The 17255-nt window shown below is 72.6% G+C and carries 13 protein-coding genes and 1 pseudogene; 8 read left to right on the forward strand and 6 right to left on the reverse strand.

Translation table 11 applies throughout. The features are described 5' to 3' along the window. From kdpB to kdpF, 3 genes are read right to left on the reverse strand one after another with little or no spacing between them, the layout of a single operon-like run. On the reverse strand, nucleotides 1-2028 hold the full coding sequence (gene kdpB / locus ACYVKF_RS13975) for a potassium-transporting ATPase subunit KdpB (RefSeq protein WP_460967175.1): 2028 nt from the start codon (nucleotides 2026-2028) through the stop codon (nucleotides 1-3). Next, on the reverse strand, nucleotides 2025-3674 hold the full coding sequence (gene kdpA / locus ACYVKF_RS13980) for a potassium-transporting ATPase subunit KdpA (RefSeq protein ID WP_460967177.1): 1650 nt from the start codon (nucleotides 3672-3674) through the stop codon (nucleotides 2025-2027). The genes kdpB and kdpA overlap by 4 nt, the downstream gene beginning before the upstream one ends. Continuing rightward, nucleotides 3674-3772, reverse strand: coding sequence for a K(+)-transporting ATPase subunit F (kdpF, locus tag ACYVKF_RS13985; protein ID WP_235529273.1), 99 nt, complete (start codon nucleotides 3770-3772; stop codon nucleotides 3674-3676). The genes kdpA and kdpF overlap by 1 nt, the downstream gene beginning before the upstream one ends. Before the next feature lie 88 nt (nucleotides 3773-3860). Here kdpF and ACYVKF_RS13990 point away from each other — a divergent pair, with 88 nt between their 5' ends. After that, nucleotides 3861-4523: an ion channel gene (locus ACYVKF_RS13990; protein ID WP_056920122.1), complete on the forward strand. Its 663-nt coding sequence runs from the start codon at nucleotides 3861-3863 to the stop codon at nucleotides 4521-4523. On the opposite strand, the gene ACYVKF_RS13995 is transcribed toward ACYVKF_RS13990, so the two are convergent. After that, complete coding sequence (locus tag ACYVKF_RS13995) at nucleotides 4520-5722, reverse strand: dipeptidase (protein ID WP_056919986.1); 1203 nt, start codon at nucleotides 5720-5722, stop codon at nucleotides 4520-4522. The two genes, ACYVKF_RS13990 and ACYVKF_RS13995, sit on opposite strands and share 4 nt — an antisense overlap. Before the next feature lie 33 nt (nucleotides 5723-5755). On the opposite strand from ACYVKF_RS13995, the gene rimO reads away from it, so the two are divergent. The 6 genes and pseudogenes from rimO to ACYVKF_RS14025 form a co-directional block, all read left to right on the forward strand. After that, nucleotides 5756-7315, forward strand: a complete 1560-nt coding sequence (gene rimO, locus ACYVKF_RS14000) for a 30S ribosomal protein S12 methylthiotransferase RimO (protein WP_460967180.1) — start codon at nucleotides 5756-5758, stop codon at nucleotides 7313-7315. After that, the gene (gene pgsA, locus ACYVKF_RS14005) at nucleotides 7312-7974 is read left to right on the forward strand and encodes a CDP-diacylglycerol--glycerol-3-phosphate 3-phosphatidyltransferase (protein ID WP_235529272.1); all 663 of its coding nucleotides are present in this window, start codon (nucleotides 7312-7314) and stop codon (nucleotides 7972-7974) included. The genes rimO and pgsA overlap by 4 nt, the downstream gene beginning before the upstream one ends. Then, nucleotides 7971-8534: a CinA family protein gene (locus tag ACYVKF_RS14010; protein ID WP_460967183.1), complete on the forward strand. Its 564-nt coding sequence runs from the start codon at nucleotides 7971-7973 to the stop codon at nucleotides 8532-8534. Before pgsA ends, ACYVKF_RS14010 begins: the two co-directional genes overlap by 4 nt. Nucleotides 8535-8639: 105 nt before the next feature. After that, on the forward strand, nucleotides 8640-8939 hold the full coding sequence (locus ACYVKF_RS14015; protein ID WP_056917698.1) for a helix-turn-helix domain-containing protein: 300 nt from the start codon (nucleotides 8640-8642) through the stop codon (nucleotides 8937-8939). Nucleotides 8940-8985: 46 nt separating this feature from the next. Further along, entirely contained in the window at nucleotides 8986-9096 is a 111-nt protein-coding gene (locus tag ACYVKF_RS14020; RefSeq protein WP_200947846.1) for a GrpB family protein, read from the forward strand. 161 nt (nucleotides 9097-9257) lie between these two features. Then, a pseudogene (locus ACYVKF_RS14025) lies at nucleotides 9258-9347 on the forward strand (GrpB family protein); the annotation flags it as partial. A gap of 106 nt (nucleotides 9348-9453) precedes the next feature. Here the strand turns inward: ACYVKF_RS14025 and ACYVKF_RS14030 are convergent. After that, nucleotides 9454-10320: an Fpg/Nei family DNA glycosylase gene (locus tag ACYVKF_RS14030; RefSeq protein ID WP_460967185.1), complete on the reverse strand. Its 867-nt coding sequence runs from the start codon at nucleotides 10318-10320 to the stop codon at nucleotides 9454-9456. 69 nt (nucleotides 10321-10389) lie between these two features. Then, on the reverse strand, nucleotides 10390-15177 hold the full coding sequence (locus ACYVKF_RS14035; protein ID WP_460967187.1) for an ATP-dependent helicase: 4788 nt from the start codon (nucleotides 15175-15177) through the stop codon (nucleotides 10390-10392). 109 nt (nucleotides 15178-15286) lie between these two features. Between ACYVKF_RS14035 and ACYVKF_RS14040 the strand changes: the two genes are divergently transcribed. Beyond that, entirely contained in the window at nucleotides 15287-17236 is a 1950-nt protein-coding gene (locus ACYVKF_RS14040) for a glycoside hydrolase family 3 N-terminal domain-containing protein (protein WP_460967188.1), read from the forward strand. The last annotated feature ends 19 nt before the right edge of the window (nucleotides 17237-17255 follow it).

Consider the following 17255-nt stretch of genomic DNA (forward strand, 5'->3'; position numbering starts at 1 on the left):
TCAGCTCAATCCGGGGAGTTGGGACACGAGGAGGTCGATCACCTTGATGCCGACGAACGGTGCGACGACGCCGCCCAGGCCGTAGACGAGCAGGTTGCGGCGCAGCAGGTCGGCCGCGCCGCCGGGGCGGTAGTGCACGCCGCGCAGGGCGAGCGGCACGAGCGCGACGATGACCAGCGCGTTGAAGATGACGGCCGAGAGCATGGCCGACTGCGGCGACCCGAGACGCATGATGTTGAGGGCGTCGAGCCCGGGGAACAGCACGACGAACATGGCCGGGATGATCGCGAAGTACTTGGCGATGTCGTTGGCGATCGAGAACGTCGTCAGCGCTCCGCGCGTGATCAGCAGCTGCTTCCCGATGGCGACGACCTCGATGAGCTTGGTCGGGTCCGAGTCGAGGTCGACCATGTTGCCGGCCTCCTTGGCCGCCGACGTGCCCGTGTTCATGGCCAGTCCGACGTCGGCCTGGGCGAGGGCAGGCGCGTCGTTGGTGCCGTCGCCCGTCATCGCGACGAGCCGACCGCCCTCCTGCTCCTTGACGATGAGGGCCATCTTGTCCTCGGGTGTGGCCTCGGCGAGGAAGTCGTCGACCCCCGCCTCCGTGGCGATCGCCGCCGCAGTGAGCTTGTTGTCGCCGGTGATCATGACGGTGCGGATCCCCATGCGCCGCAACACCTCGAAGCGTTCCGCCATGCCCGGCTTCACGACGTCCTTAAGCCGGACGAGGCCGAGGACCCGTGGCGCCCGGCCGGCGGCAGCCAGGGCCACCACCAGCGGCGTGGCACCGTCCCCGGCGATGGCGTCGGCGAGCCGTCCGGTCTCGTCGGGAACTTCGCCCCCCTCCTGGGTGACCCACGCGGTGACTGCCGACGCCGCGCCCTTGCGGATGCGCGTCCCGTCGGGGAGGTCCACGCCGGACATGCGCGTCTGCGCCGTGAACTCCACGAACTCCGCTCCCTGCGAGGCGAGCACGTCCGCCGACGTCACACCCCCGAAGTGCTCCAGGGAGGTGGCCAGCTCGACGATGGAGCGCCCCTCGGGCGTCCCGTCCGCGAGCGACGACAGGTATGCCGCCTGTGCCAGTTCGCCGTCCGCCGCACCGCTGACCGGGGTGAGCTCGCTGGCGCGCCGGTTGCCCAGCGTGATCGTGCCGGTCTTGTCGAGCAGCAGCGTCGACACGTCGCCCGCCGCCTCGACGGCCCGGCCGGACATGGCCAGGACGTTGCGCTGGACGAGCCGGTCCATGCCGGCGATGCCGATGGCGGAGAGCAGGGCGCCGATCGTCGTCGGGATGAGGCAGACGAGCAGGGCAACCAGGACGATGACCTGTTGCAACCCGCCCGAGTACGACGCCAGCGGCTGGATCGCCATGACGGTGACGAGGAAGAGGATCGTCAAGGTGGTCAGCAGGACCGTGAGGGCGATCTCGTTGGGGGTCTTCTGCCGCGAGGCGCCCTCGACGAGCGCGATCATCCGGTCGATGAAGGTCTCGCCGGGACGGGACGTGATCCGCACGACGATGGCGTCGGAGAGCACCGTCGTGCCACCGGTGACGGCGCACCGGTCGCCGCCGGACTCACGGACCACCGGGGCGGACTCGCCCGTGATCGCCGACTCGTCGACCGTGGCGACGCCCTCGACGACGTCCCCGTCGCCCGGGATCACCTCACCGGCGACGACGCGCACCCGGTCGCCGATCCGCAGCGCCGTGCCGGGAACGGTCTCGGTGCCGCCATCCTCCCTGAGCCGGACCGCCAGGGTCTCCGTCCGCGTGGCCCGCAGGGTCGCGGCCTGGGCCCGGCCACGGCCCTCGGCGATGGCCTCCGCGGCGTTCGCGAACAGCACGGTGGCCCAGAGCCAGAAGGCGACGCCCCAGCCGAAGACCGAGGGGTCCAGGACCGCCAGGACCGTCGTGAGGACCGAGCCGATCCACACCACGAAGATCACCGGGGTCCGAACCAGGTGGCGGGGGTCGAGCTTGGTCACGGCCTGGGGGAGGGCCGCGAGGATGGTGGTGCGGTTCATGACAGGGCCTCCGCGAGGGGTCCGAGGGCGAGGGCGGGGAAGAAGGTCAGGCCGGCGAGGACCAGGGCGATGCCGACGAGCAGGCCGGTGAAGAGAGGTGTGTGGGTCGGCATGGTGCCGGCGGTCTCGGGCCGACGCCGTTGCGCTGCAAGGGAACCCGCCAGGCCGAGCACGAGCATCATCGGGACGAACCGACCGACGGCCATGCAGAAGGCGAGCGTCAGGTTGAACCAGGGGTTGTCGGCGGTGAGGCCGGCGAAGGCGCTGCCGTTGTTGTTGGCGGCCGACGCATACGCGTAGAGCACCTCGGTCAACCCGTGCGGCCCGCTCGCGAGCATGGTGCTCCGGGGGCCGTCCATGGACAGGGCCGCGCCGGTGAACCCCAGGACGAGGACGGGCATCACGAGCGAGTACAGCGCTGCCATCGTGATCTCGCGCCGGCCGATGGTCTTGCCCAGGTACTCGGGGGTACGACCCACCATGAGCCCTGCGACGAACACGGACAGGATCGCGATGACGACGATGCCGTAGAGGCCCGAGCCGACTCCGCCGGGCGAGACCTCGCCGAGCAGCATGTTGGTGAGGACCACCCCTCCGCCGAGCGGGCTGTAGGACTCGTGCAGCGAGTTGACCGCACCGGTGGAGGTGCTCGTCGTCGCCGCGCCGAACAGGGCCGAGGCCCAGACGCCGAACCGCTGCTCCTTGCCCTCCATCGAACCCGTCGACGCGGAGGCGGCAGCGACCTCGGCCCAGGTGGTCAGCGCGACGCCCGCGCCGAACAGCACTGAGGCGAAGCCGAGCAGGGCGCGTCCCTGTCGGCGGTCGCCCACCATGATCCCGAACGCGCGGGGGAGGGCGAACGGCACGACGAGCAGGAGGAAGACCTCGAAGAGGTTGGTGAAGGGGTTGGGGTTCTCGAACGGGTGGGCGGAGTTGGCGTTGAAGTACCCGCCACCGTTGGTCCCGAGCTCTTTGATGGCTTCCTGCGAGGCGACCAGGCCTCCGCGGATGACCTGCTCCGCGCCGGAGAGGCCGGTCACGGTGGACGGCGCTGCCAGGTTCTGGACGACCCCGCCGACGAGGAGGACGACGGCGGCGAGCACGGCGCCGGGCAGGAGGACGCGGACCGTACCGCGCACCAGGTCGACCCAGAAGTTGCCGATGCGCCCCGTCCCGTCGCGCAGCAGCGCCCGGGTCAGGGCGATGCAGACCGCGAGGCCCACGGCGGCGGACACGAAGTTCTGGATGGTGAGCCCGAGCGTCTGCACGAGGGGCGTCACACCCGCCTCCCCGGCGTAGCTCTGCCAGTTCGTGTTGGTCACGAAGGACACCGCGGTGTTGACGGCGGTCGTCACCCCCATGCCGTCCGATCCCTGGCGCAGGGGCAGTGAGGTCTGCAGGAGGATCAGGCCGAGCAGGAGGACGAAGCCCACCACGCTCACGGCACCCACGCTCACGGCATACGCGCGCCATCCCTGCTCACGTTCGGGGTCCACTCCGGCGACGCGGTAGAGCACCCGCTCCACCCGCCAGTGCCGGGTGTCGGTGAAAACCTTCGCGATCCACGTCCCGAGCGGGACGCAGACCACGACGAGGGCGACCACCAGGGTCAGGAGGGACAGCAGCCCGGCTGCTGCCTCGGACATCAGAACCGCTCCGGGCGGACGAGCGCGTAGACCAGGTAGGCCAGCAGCGCGAGGCCGAGCAGGGCGGCGACGAGGTTCTCGATCACGGTGTCAGTCAAGGTCGCCCGACCGGGGCACCTCCTCGCGTTGACGGCGCCTTGACTGGCGTTGACGCGATCTTGACGGGCGGACCCTAGGGTGGTCGCCATGCGCGACTGGTTGAACGCCGTCAAGAGCCACCCGAGCGGGGTCCTGCTCGCGGCGCAGCTCCTCGAGGTGCTCGCCTACCCGTTCGCCGGCGACACCCCGCTCGGCCGGACCGTCATCGGCCTCTTCGGCGTCCTCGTCCTGGCCGTGGCCGTGTACGCCGTGCGTGCCACGCCGGCGCTCACCTGGGTGGCCGTGGTGCTCGGCGTGCCCGTCGTCGCACTGACGATCGCCGAGGGGTTCGTCCCGGGGAACCAGCAGGTGGTCCTGTGGTCCTCCCTGCTGCACGCGGCGTTCTACGGCTACACGGGGTACGGGCTGATCCGCTACCTGTTCGACGACTCGTGGGTCACCCGCGACGAGATCTTCGCCGTCGGAGCCAACTTCACCGTCGTGTCGTGGATGTTCGCCTACCTGTTCATGGCCGTGCAGGTCGTCTGGCCGGGGTCCTTCATCGCCTTCCAGGGCGAGGGCCACCGGACCTTCCTGGAGCTGCTCTACCTGTCGTTCGCCAACCTCACGAGCGTCGGGCTGTCCGACGTCACCGCGGTCCTGCCCCACGCCCGCTCGGTCGTCATCATCGAGCAGGTCGCGGGCGTCATGTACGTCGCGCTGATCATCGCCCGGGTCGTCGGGCTGACCATCACCCGCTGGCGCAACTAGGCGCGGACCCCGTCGAGCTCGGCGATGGTGGCCAGGCTCGGGCCGCGCTCCGCCTGCAACCGCCGAGCGCCTTCCTCCGCCTCGCCCAGCACCCGGACGATGTTGCCGCTCGTGAGCTTTCCGAGGTCGTCGTCGGACCACCCGCGGTCCGCGAGGGCCTCGAGGAGGGCGGGGTAGCAGCTGACGTCCTCGAGGCCGTCAGGCAGCTGACCGACGCCGTCGTAGTCGCCACCGACCCCGACGTGGTCGACGCCTGCCACCTCGCGGATGTGCTCGCAGTGGCGCACGACGTCCTGGAGGGTGGCCCCCGGCGCGGGTGACGTCCGTCGGACGTAGTCCTTGCCCCAGGCCTCGAAGGCCGGACCATCGGCCTGGGTGACGCCTGCCTCCGCCGCCGCGGCGACGGCTTCGGCCTGCCAGGCCGCGGCGTCGGGGTTCACGAACTTGGGCACGAAGGTGACCATGCAGACCCCGCGGTTGTCGCGCAGTGACTCCAGCACGTCGTCGGGGGCGTTGCGCGGACTGTCGGCCACCGCCCTGGCGGAGGAGTGGCTGAAGATCGCCGGCACCTCGGCGACCCGGAGGGCGTCGCGCATCGTGCCGGGGGACACGTGGGAGAGGTCGACGAGCATGCCGATGCGGTTCATCTCGCGCACCACCTCGACCCCGAACGCCGACAGGCCGCCGAGGACGGGTGCGTCCGTGGCCGAGTCGGCCCAGGGCACGTTGCTGTTGTGCGTCAGCGTCATGTAGCGCACCCCCAGCACGTGCAGCATCCGCAGCGTCGCCAGCGAGCTGTTGATCGAGTGACCGCCCTCGGCGCCGAGCAGCGAGGCGATCCGCCCGGACCCCCAGGCGGCCGTGATGTCGTCCGCGGTCCGGGCGAACGCGAGGTCGGCGCCATACCGGGCCACCATCTGGTGACCCGCGTCGATCTGCTCCAGCGTGGCGCTCACGGCGTCGTCTCCCGAGAGCTCGGCGGGCACGAACACCGACCAGAACTGGCCGCCCACCCCACCGGCCCGCAGGCGGGGCAGGTCGGTGTGGGTCGGCGTGCCGCCGGCAGCGAGGTCGAGGCGGTCGAAGTCGTAGCCCACCTGCTCGCGGGCCTCCCACAGGAGGTCGTTGTGCCCGTCGATGACGGGGTGCTGGCGCAGCACGGCGGCGACGCGGTCGGCGGTGGTCGTCACGGCGGTCATGGCGCCCACGCTACTCACCGTAGAGTGGGCGCCATGAGTTCGACCGAGCAGCGCAGCGTGGCCCTGGTGACCCTGGGGTGCACCCGCAACGAGGTCGACTCGGAGGAGCTGGCCGGCCGGCTCGCCGCCGAGGGGTGGCTCCTCGTCGACGACGCGGACGACGCCGACGTCGCAGTGGTGAACACCTGCGGGTTCGTCGAGCAGGCCAAGAAGGACTCCATCGACGTGCTCCTCGAAGCCTCTGCGCGCAAGGGCCACTCGAAGACCCAGAAGGTCGTCGCGGTCGGGTGCCTGGCCGAGCGGTACGGCAAGCAGCTGGCGGCCGAGCTGCCCGAGGCCGACGCGGTGCTCGGCTTCGACTCCTACGCCGACATGTCCAGCCACCTGCGCGCGATCCTCGACGGCAACGCCCCCGAGTCGCACACCCCCGGTGACCGCCGACGCCTGCTGCCCCTGTCGCCCGTGCAGCGCCAGGCCGGTTCGGTCGGAGTCGCGCTGCCCGGTCACGGTGGGCCCTCCGGCCCTGCCGTGTCCACCGCTGCTGCCGTGCCGTCCCAGGACGGCACGTCGCCCGAGCAGGTCGCCCCCAGCGAACCGGTCGACGTCACCATCGAGGGTCCGGTGCCGGCCTCCGGCCCGCGCGTCATCCGCGCCCGCCTCGACGGCCGCCCGTGGGCGCCGCTGAAGATCGCCAGCGGTTGCGACCGGCGCTGTGCGTTCTGCGCCATCCCGTCGTTCCGTGGGGCCTTCGTCTCGCGCCGACCGATGGACATCGTGGCGGAGGCCCGCTGGCTGGGGGAGCGCGGCGTCAAGGAGCTCTTCCTCGTCAGCGAGAACTCCACGTCCTACGGCAAGGACCTCGGCGACATCGGCCTGCTCGAGAAGCTGCTCCCCGAGCTCACCGCCGTGCCCGGCATCGAGCGGGTCCGTGTCTCCTACCTCCAGCCCGCCGAGATCCGCCCCGACCTGCTCGACGCGATGGCGTCGATCCCCGGCGTGGTCCCGTACTTCGACATCAGCTTCCAGCACGCCTCGGCCACCCTCCTGCGCTCGATGCGCCGGTTCGGTGGGCGGGAGGCGTTCCTCGGCCTGATCGACGAGGTCCGCGCGCGGGCGCCGAAGGCCGGCATCCGCAGCAACGTCATCGTCGGGTTCCCGGGTGAGACCGAGGCCGACCTCGACGAGCTCGAGGCGTTCCTCGTGGCCGCGCGGCTCGACGTCGTCGGTGTGTTCGGCTACTCCGACGAGGACGGCACCGAGGCGGAGACCTACGGCGACAAGCTGCCCGAGCACGTCGTCGCCGAGCGCGTGTCACGGTTCACCGCCCTGATCGAGGAGCTCAACCTCCAGCGCGCCGAGGAGCGGATCGGTGAGACGGTCGACGTGCTCGTCGAGTCGGTCCCGAGCGGAGACCTCGGCGACGGTGACGACGACGAGCCGATGGTGGTCGGTCGCGCGGTGCACCAGGGTCCGGACGTGGACGGCGTCACCCTGCTCGCGCCGGAGGACTGGCCCGGCCTGGCCGTCGGCGACATCGTGCACGCGGTGGTGGTGGCAACCGAGGGCATCGACCTCGTGGCAGAGCCGGCATGAGCGAGTCGGCCCCGCTGCCGGACCCGATGACCGAGCCGGTCTCGACGCCGACACCGAGCGCCTGGAACATCGCGAACGCCCTGACGGTCTCGCGGATCCTGCTCGTGCCCGTCTACGGCTGGCTGCTGCTCGCCGGCAGCGGCCACAACCCGACGATGCGGTGGTGGGCGGCTGCCGTGTTCGTCATCGCCACGGCGACCGATCGGGTGGACGGCGACATCGCCCGCAGCCGGGGGCTCATCACCAACTTCGGCAAGATCGCCGACCCCATCGCCGACAAGGCGCTGATGAGCATGGCGTTCATCGGCCTCGCCTCCCTCGGTGACCTCCCGTGGTGGATGACCCTGGTCGTGCTGGTCCGCGAGTGGGGCGTCACCGCGATGCGCTTCGTCGTGATCCGCCACGGTGTCATGCCCGCCGGGCGCGGCGGCAAGGTCAAGACGGCCCTGCAGAGCCTGGGCCTGACCCTGTTCACCCTGCCGCTGTCCACGTTCCCCGGCTCCGACGTCTGGCACCTCGTGGCGTGGCTGGTGCTGGGCCTGGCCGTGCTCGTCACCGTCGTCACCGGGCTCGACATCGCCTACAAGGCCCACCGCCTGCGCCAGACCAGCGAACGTGCTGCCATGAAGCGCGCCGCCCGGGCCGCCCGACGCCGATGACCGGGGCGGGGTCGGCCGCGGACGTCGTCGCTGCGCTGCGCGCGGCCGGGACGACCGTCGCCACCGCCGAGTCGCTCACCGGTGGCCTGGTCGCCGCGGCCCTCACCGACGTGCCCGGAGCCTCCGCCGTGGTCCGCGGCGGGGTGGTGAGCTACGCGACCGACGTCAAGGCGTCCGTCTTGGGTGTCGACCCGGCCGTCCTCGCCGAGGGTGGCGCCGTCCAGGACAGGGTGGCCCGCGAGATGGCGCTGGGTGTCGCCCGCGTGTGTGGCGCCGACCTCGGCGTCGCGACGACCGGCGTGGCCGGACCCGATCCGCAGGACGGCCGCCCGGTGGGGACGGTCTTCGTCGCGGTCGCCCGGGCCGGTCAGGAGCTCGACCGCGTCGAGGTGCGCGAGCTCGCCCTGACGGGCGACCGTGCGGGGATCAGGGCTGCGACCGTCGCCGCCGCCCTCGCCCTCGTGAGCGAGATCATGGGCAGGTCGGCGGACGTGGACGGCGCGTCGGGGTGGACGCGTGGGGTCGGTGGGGCGGAAGATTCCGGCCGTGCCCGTCGTTGACCCGTGCGAACCTCGTGATTCCCGAATCCTGCGCGCGCAGCGTCAGGGCTGCGGGGTACCGTGGTCCCGTACCCGTCCCGGTGACGACCAGCTGAAGGAGGCGTCATGATCCTGCTCCGTCGCGAACTCGGTGACGTCCTCCGTGAGCAGCGCCAGTCCCAGGGCCGCACGCTCCGCGAGGTGTCTGCCGCGGCCTCGGTGTCGCTGGGGTACCTCAGCGAGGTCGAGCGCGGTGAGAAGGAAGCCTCGTCCGAGCTGTTGTCGTCGATCTGTGGCGCCCTGCACCTGCCCCTGTCCGAGGTCCTCGGCCAGGTCTCCGAGCGGGTCGCCGAGACCGAGGCGCTGACCGCTCCGGTGTCGCTGCCGCTGCCGGCCACCGCGCTGGTCTCGGCCTCCGCCGCCTGACGCACCCGTCCGCGGGGACGACGAGCGGCCGCCTCCCGAGGTCGTGGTGGGTGCTCTCTGCCTGTCCGTCGAGCACGTCGGCTCCACGTCGGTTCCGGGGCTGTCCGCCAAGCCCGTCATCGACATCCTGCTGCTCGGACCCGATTCGGACGAGTGAGCCCCCGTGCCGGTCCTCGAGGCGTTGGGTTGCACGCTGCGCATCCGCGAGCCCGACTGGCTGGAGCACCGGGTCCTCTCCCGGCGTCGTGAGAGCGGGGCCCCGTTCGAGTGAACCTGCACATCTCCTCGCCCGGGGCAGCCGACGCGGAGGTCGCCCGGATGCGCCGCCTCCGGGACTGGCTGCGCGGCCACCCCGACGACCGTGAGCGGTATGCCGCGACCAAGCGCGATCCGGCGACCCGCCGGTGGCGGTACGTCCAGGACTACGCCGACGCCAAGACGGAGGTCGTCGAGTCGATCCTGCGTCGCGCGGGCGCGCCCGATGCTCCCCGAGGGCCTCCGCCCGCCAGGAGGATCAGGCGCGGCGGTACGGCGTGGCCCGACCGCCCGACGACCCCATGGGGCGCTGTGGTCGCCCGTCGTCCGTCGGTCCGAGACCGCCCTGACAGCTCGGGCAGTAGAACATCGTGCGCTCCTGCGGCGCCTGTCCGATCATCGCGACCCGGATGCCGGTGCCGCAGCGTCGGCAGGGCCGTCCGGACCGGGCGTGGACGAAGCTCTCCTCCCCCCGCCGCCGAACCCCGGTGCTCGACTGCACGGCGTGGTGGCGGGCGGTGTCAAGGAGCCGGTGGGCCCGGTCCACGAGACGTTCGACGACGTCGGCCTGCAGGTCGGCGGCCGCGGTCCACGGATGCACCTTCTCCATGAACAGGCTCTCCGAGGCCCACAGCGTGCCGACCCCGGCGAGGTTGCGCTGGTCGAGCAGGGCGGCCCCGATGGTGGTGGGGGAGGAGCGCAGGTTCGAGACCGCCACGACGGCGTCCCAGTCCGGCCCCAGGACATCGGGCCCGAGGTGGCCCACGACGTCCGACTCACGACTGGTGGGCAGCAGTTCGAGCACGCCGAGACGCAGCCCCAGTGCCGTCCACTGGTGCGTGCCGACGGCAGCCCGCAGGTCGGCCCTGCGCAGCCAGCGTCCGTTGTCCGCGGGCGCCTCGACGCGCCACTGTCCCTCCATGCGCAGGTGCGAGTGCATCGTGACGCCGTTGTCGAGCCGGTGCAGGACGTGCTTGCCACGGCTGACCACCTCGGTGGTCGTCGCGCCACGGAAGTCGGTCGTGGCGATCTCCGGGAACCGCACGTCCCAGAGCGTGATCTCCTGACCCGCCACCGCCCGGTGCAACCGCGTCGCCGTGCGCCAGACCGTGTCGCCCTCAGGCACGCACGGACCCGTTCACGAGAGCGGTGGCCAAGGAGGTGACGACGCCGATGCGCCCACCAGCGGAACGGCTCATCGCCGCAACCGCAGCCCGCGAGGGGTGGCGTGGAAGCCGGCGTTGGCCAGGGCCGCCACGAGCGGGTGCTCGGACCCGAGCAGGGCCCCGCCGTCGGCCTTCTCGACCGTCAGTCGGCCGAGGGCACCTTCCCGTACCGCGAGGGCCAGCGCGTCGGCTGCTCCCTGGAGGCGCATCGGGTCGTCGGTCCAGGACAGGAGCGTCTTGCCACCGCGCTCGACGTAGAGCACCAGCTCGCCGTCGACGAGCACCACCAGGGCTCCGGCCTTGCGACCGGGCTGGTGACCCTTGCGGCCTCCGGCTGACCCGCGGGCGGCCTTGCCCGCCTCGCTGTCGGCCGGGTCGTCCTCGTCCCGGGTGACGCGGTCGGGCCATGGGAGGGCAGCGCCGTAGGCGTTGGCAGGGTCGGTCGCAGCGAGCACCAGGGCGGGACCCTGCTGCTCGTCGGGGTCGCCGCCCGGCTGCCGTGCACCCGCACGGATCCGGTCGATGGCCCCGGTCGTCGAGAACTGGGCCGCACCCAGGGACTCGACGAAGTACCCGCGCCGCACCCGCCCGGACTCCTCCGCAGCAGCCAGCACCCGGTAGACCCCGGCGAACCCGCCGGGGACGTCCTCGGCGACGACCGAACCCCGGGTGACGACGCCGTACCGGTCGAGGAGCACCTCGGCGGTGGCGTAGGCCCGCACCGTCGCATCGCCCTCGGTCTCGGGGAGCAGCGACCAGCGCCCGGCGCCGGCCGGTGGGCCGGAACGGGCCGGCAGGGACGGACGACCCAGGCCGCGTCGTCCCGACAGGGTGCCCAGCGAACCCTGCCGCCCGGCATACCGCGAGGAACGGGGACCGGACGTGCTGCGGCGGTGGGCCGTGCGGCCGCCGGAGAGCAGCGCCCGGAGCGGAGCGATGGTGTCACCGCTCAGGTGCCCCGCCCAGACCAGCGCCCAGAGGTCGGTGAGCACCTGCTCGTCGTCGGTGCTGCCGACGGCGTCGGAGAGGGTACGGAAGAAGTAGGCGCCGCCCCCCGACAGCGCCTCGACCATGGCTTGCTGCGACTCGCTCAGGGACTCGTCCCCAGGCGGGGGCATCGTGAGGTGCGCCGTGTCGGCGAGGTGGAGGGAGACCCAGCCGTCGTCGCCGGGGAGCGACCCGTGGCCGCGCCACAGCACCTCGCCGCTGCTGGTCAGCTCGTCGAGCAGGGCCGCGGTGTACCCGGCCACGCGGGTCGGCAGGACGAGGGTCTCCAGTGCGCTCGCCGGGAGCACCGCACCGGCGAGCTGCTCCACGGCGCGGATGAGTCCGTCGCGACCGCGCAACCCACCACCGACGCCCTGCCACTGCGGCAGGAACCGCGCGAGCTCGACCGTCGCGACCGGCTCGACCTCGGCGCGCAGCGCTGCCAGCGACCGCCGGCGCAGCATCCGCAGCACCTCGGCGTCGCAGTAGTCCAGGCCGTGCCGGCCGCCGCCGTTCTCCAGCGGGAGCAGCTCACCCTCGACGACGCGGCCGGAGGCCACGAGCCGGCGCAGGGTGTCGAGCGCGACGGCTGGTCCCACGCCCCACCACGCGGCGACCGTGGACACCGGGAACGGGCCGTGGGTGCGGGCGAACCGGGCGACGAGGTCACCGAGCGGGTCGGGGACTGGCTCGAGGAAGGCCTGGGGGACGCCCACGGGCAGCGAGGCGCCGAGGGCGTCGCGAAGTCGACCGGCGTCCTCGATGGCGGCCCAGCGCTCCTCGCCGGCAACACGGACCCGGATCAGGCGGCGCGCACCCTCGAGGTCCACGAGCCAGCCGCCGATGTCCTTGTGGGACAGGGCCTCCTGCGACCGACGCTGGATCTCGGACAACGACAGGGGACCGAGCACGCGGAGCAGGTCGGCGATGTCCTCGGCGTCCCGGCAGGCGCGCTCGGGCACGAGGCGCTGGAGCTCGTTCTCGGTGCGGGTGACCTGCTCGGGGTCGAGCAGGTCGCGCAGCGACAGGCCCTCACCCCGCCCGAGCAGCTCGGCGAGCAGGGTGGGGTCGAGGGACAGGGCGGCTGCGCGCTTCTCCGCCAGGGGCGAGTCACCCTCGTAGAGGAACTGCGCGACGTACCCGAACATCAGGGACCGGGCGAACGGCGAGGGCTGGCGCGACTCGACGTCGACGAGGGTGACCTCGCGCGACTCGACGGCCTTCATCAGGGTCTCGAGCCCGGGCACGTCGAACACGTCCTGGACGCACTCGCGCACGGTCTCGAGGATGATCGGGAACGAGGCGTACTGGCTGGCGACCTCGAGCAGCTGGGCGGCTCGTTGACGCTGCTGCCACAACGGTTGGCGGCGGTCGGGGCGACGTCGGGGGAGCAGCAGGGCACGCGACGCGCACTCGCGGAACCGGGCGGCGAACAGGGCCGACCCGCCGATCTCCGAGGTGACGCGGTCGTGCACCTCGTCAGGGTCGAGGCGCACCAGCTCCATCAGCTCGGCGCCGACCCCGCGCCCGTCCTCGAACTCGAGGTCGGGCAGCCGGAACACGATCCCGTCGTCACCGTGCATCGCCTGCACGTCGACGCCGAACCGCTCACGCATCCGCGCCGAGACGCACAGCGCCCACGGAGCGTGCACCTGGCCGCCGAACGGCGAGTGGACCGCGACCCGCCAGTCGCCGATCTCGTCGCGGAAGCGCTCAACGACGATCGTGCGGTCGTCGGGGACGTGGCCGGTGGCCTCCTTCTGCTCACGCAGGTAGGCGAGCAGGTTGTCGGTGGCCCACTCGTCGAGGCCGGCAGCGGTGACGCGCTCCCTGGCCTTGGCGTCGCTCAGGCCCACCACCTCGCGGACGAACGCCCCCACGGCCCGACCGAGCTCGGCCGGACGACCGAGCTGGTCGCCCTTCCAGAACGGGAGCTTGCCCGGCATCCCGGGGGCCGGGGTGACGAGCACCCGGTCGTGGGTGATGTCCTCGATCCGCCAGGTGGACGTGCCGAGGGTGAAGACGTCGCCGACGCGCGACTCGTACACCATCTCCTCGTCGAGCTCGCCCACGCGCCGACCGGCACCCTCGGACGAGGCGAGGAACACGGCATACAGGCCGCGGTCGGGGATGGTGCCGCCGGAGGTGACGGCGAGGCGCTGGGCGCCGGGGCGCCCGCTGAGGACACCGGTGACGCGGTCCCAGACGATGCGCGGTCGCAGCTCGGCGAACTCGTCGCTGGGGTAGCGGCCGGACAGCATGTCGAGGACCGACTCGAGGATCGAGCGCGGCAGCGACGAGAACGGTGTGGCTCCGCGCACGACCTTCTCGAGGTCGTCGACGGTCCAGTCGTCGAGGGCGCACATGGCCACGATCTGCTGGGCCAGGACGTCGACGGGGTTCGCCGGGACGCGCAGGGACTCGATGGCGCCCGCCCGCATGCGTTCCACGACGACCGCCGTCTGGACCAGGTCGCCGCGGAACTTCGGGAACAACACGCCCCGGGAGACCGCTCCGACCTGGTGACCGGCCCGACCCACGCGTTGCAGCCCGCTGGCCACCGACGGTGGGGACTCGACCTGCACGACGAGGTCGACCGCACCCATGTCGATGCCGAGCTCGAGGCTCGAGGTCGCGACGACGGCCGGGAGGCGACCCGCCTTGAGGTCCTCCTCGATGAGCGCCCGGTGCTCCTTGCTCACCGACCCGTGGTGGGCGCGGGCGAGCACGGCCGGGGCCCCGTTCGTCGAACCGGCCTGGGCCATCATCTGGGCCGGGGTGCGGGACCCGGCAGCTCCTCGACGCTGCTCCGCCGCCGACGGGGCGGTGGTCGCAGCGCCCGTGAGCTCGCTCCCCGACTCCTCGGCCTCCGCGCGCTCCGCGGCGACCTTCTCGAGGCGTTCCTCCCAGATCTCGTTGAGGCGGCTGGTGAGCCGCTCGGCGAGGCGGCGCGAGTTGGAGAACACCAGGGTCGAGCGGTGCGAGGCGATGAGGTCGACGATCCGCTCCTCGACGTGCGGCCAGATCGAGGCGCGGCGCTCGCCACCCGCCGCGGGCCCGGAGAGGTCGTCCTCGATCACCTCGCCCAGGCTGGACATGTCGGCGATGGGCACGACGACGTCGAGGTCCCACTCCTTGGTCGACGGCGGTCGCACGATCTCCACCGGCCGGCCACCGGCGAGGTAGCGGGCGACCTCCTCGACGGGCTCGACCGTGGCGGACAGCCCGATCCGCTGGGCGGGTGCGTCCAGGAGGGCGTCGAGCCGCTCGAGGGTCAGGGCGAGGTGGGCGCCGCGCTTGGTGCCCGCGACGGCGTGCACCTCGTCGAGGATCACCGTCTCCACACCGGCGAGGGCCTCGCGAGCCTGCGAGGTGAGGATGAGGAACAACGACTCGGGCGTCGTGATGAGCACGTCGCTCGGGGTGCGGGCGAACGCGCGCCGCTCGTTGGCCGGGGTGTCGCCGGAGCGCACCGCCACCGTGATGTCGGGCTGCGGGAGGCCGAGCCGGGTGGCCGCGTGACCGATGCCGACCAGGGGTGAGCGCAGGTTGCGCTCGACGTCGACGGCGAGGGCCTTCATGGGGGAGATGTAGAGGACGCGGCAGCGCTTGAGCTTCTCCGGCGGTGGCGGGGTGCTCGCCAGCCGGTCCAGCGCCCACAGGAACGCCGACAACGTCTTGCCCGAACCGGTGGGGGCCACGACGAGGGCGTGCTGCCCCGAGCTGATCGCCTCCCAGGCCCCTGCCTGCGCCGCGGTGGGCTCGCTGAAGGAACCGCGGAACCACTCCGCGGTGGCGGGGGAGAAGCGCTCGAGGACGTCGGAAGCCATGTGCTGGACAGCCTGCCACGGGCCACCGACACCTGCTGCCGGCCGGCCCGTGGGACAACCCTCGCCGCCCCCGCGGCGTCCTACTGTGTGTGGCGAGCGGTCGCCATACGTGACCGAGGACGAGGGGGACGGCATGCGGGTGCGGCGCACGGCGACGGTGCTGGTTGCGGGTGTGGTGAGCGGCGTGGTGGCGCTGGCGGGAAGCGGTCCGGCCACGGCTGCGACGGTGCCGACGCGGTCGGCACCGGCCCAGGAGGTCTTCGCCCGGATGACCACGGCCCAACGGGTGGGTCAGCTGTTCATGGTCGGGACGCCCGCCACGGGGGTCAGCTCGGCAGTCTCCTCGGCCATCGCGAACCAGCACGTGGGCTCGGTCATCCTCACCGGGCGCAGCACGGCCGGCGTCACGGCCACGAGGTCCGTCACCAACGCCCTGCAGTCGCGGGCCACCGCTGCAGCCACGGCCGGCGTTCCGCTCGCCGTCGCCACCGACCAGGAGGGCGGTCTCGTGCAGGTGCTCAAGGGCACCGGGTTCTCCGCGATGCCCAGCGCCCTGGACCAGGGCCGCTCGACCGCGACGGCTCTCAAGGCCTCGGCGACGACCTGGGGGCGGCAGCTCGCCTCGGCAGGCGTCAACGTGAACCTGGGGCCGGTCGCCGACACGGTCCCGAGCGCGGCGTTCGCCCCGCACAACGCCCCCATCGGCGCGTTCGACCGCGAGTACGGCTACACCCCGGCGACGGTGGGCTCCCACGCGGCCGGGTTCGCAGCGGGGATGCGTGCTGCCGGGGTGATGCCGACGGCGAAGCACTTCCCCGGTCTCGGCCGGGTCACCGCCAACACGGACACGACCGCGAACGTCAAGGACACGACGACGACACGCACCGATCCGTACGTCGCGCCGTTCCGCACCACCGCCGCGGGTGGGGCCGAGTTCCTCATGACCTCCTCGGCGATCTACACCAGGATCGACGCCAGCCGGCCCGCGGTGTTCTCGCCCACGGTCGTCACGGGCATGGTGCGCCACGACCTGGGATTCGAGGGCGTCGTGATCTCCGACGACCTCGGGCACGCCCAGGCGGTGGGTGCCTGGACCCTGGGGCAGCGGGCGGTCGACTTCATCCTGGCCGGCGGCGACATGGTGCTCACCGTCGATGCCGCCCAGGCCCCCGCGATGGTGTCGGCGGTGCTGGCCAGGACGTCGTCGGACTCCTCCTTCCGGGCCCTGGTGGACACGGCGGCCCTGAGGGTCCTCACGGTCAAGCAGCGGATGGGCCTGCTGCGCCCCACCGGGGCGGTCCGGGCGACCGACGTCGACGAGGACGCCGGCTCGGACGTCGTCGGGCGGGCCACGGACGGCTCGCTGCGCCTGCTCCGCGGCGACGACCGTGGGGGCTGGAAGGCCGTGACGGCACCGGCCGCGCCGTCGTTCGCCGCCGCCGACCTCCTGCTGAGCGCGGGTGACCTCGACGGCGACGGCCACACCGACCTGCTGGCACGGCGTTCGTCCGACGGTGCACTCCTGTTCCACCGGGGCACGGGACGGGGCGGCTTCGGTTCCGGCACGGTCATCGGCACGGGGTGGAGCAGCCTCACGGCGATCGTCGCGCCCGGTGACGTCAGTGGTGACGGCCGTCCCGACCTGCTGGCCCGCGACGCCTCCGGCGCCCTGCGCCTCTATCGCTTCGGTACGGGCGCCAGGTTCCTGCCCGGGACCACCGTCATCGGCACGGGGTGGGGCGGCCTGGACCGCATCCTCGCCGTGGGTGACTTCGACCGTGACGGCCACGCCGACCTCGTGGCACGGCTCGCCTCCGACGGCAGCCTCCGGCTCTACCGGGGGACAGGGGCGAGCGGGTTCCACTCCGCGGTGACCATCGGCAGCGGCTGGGGTGGCTTCGACACCCTCGTCGGTCCCGGGGACCTCGACGGGGACGGCCTCTCCGACGTGCTCGCACGCCGGCCCTCGGGCGCCCTCAGCCTCTACCGCGGGACGAGGTCGGGCCTGCGGCCGGGCACGCCGGCAGGGACCGCCGCGGGGCTGGCCCTCTTCGGCTGACGGCGGGGGTGCCTAGACT

The organism is Pedococcus soli, assembly GCF_054782575.1.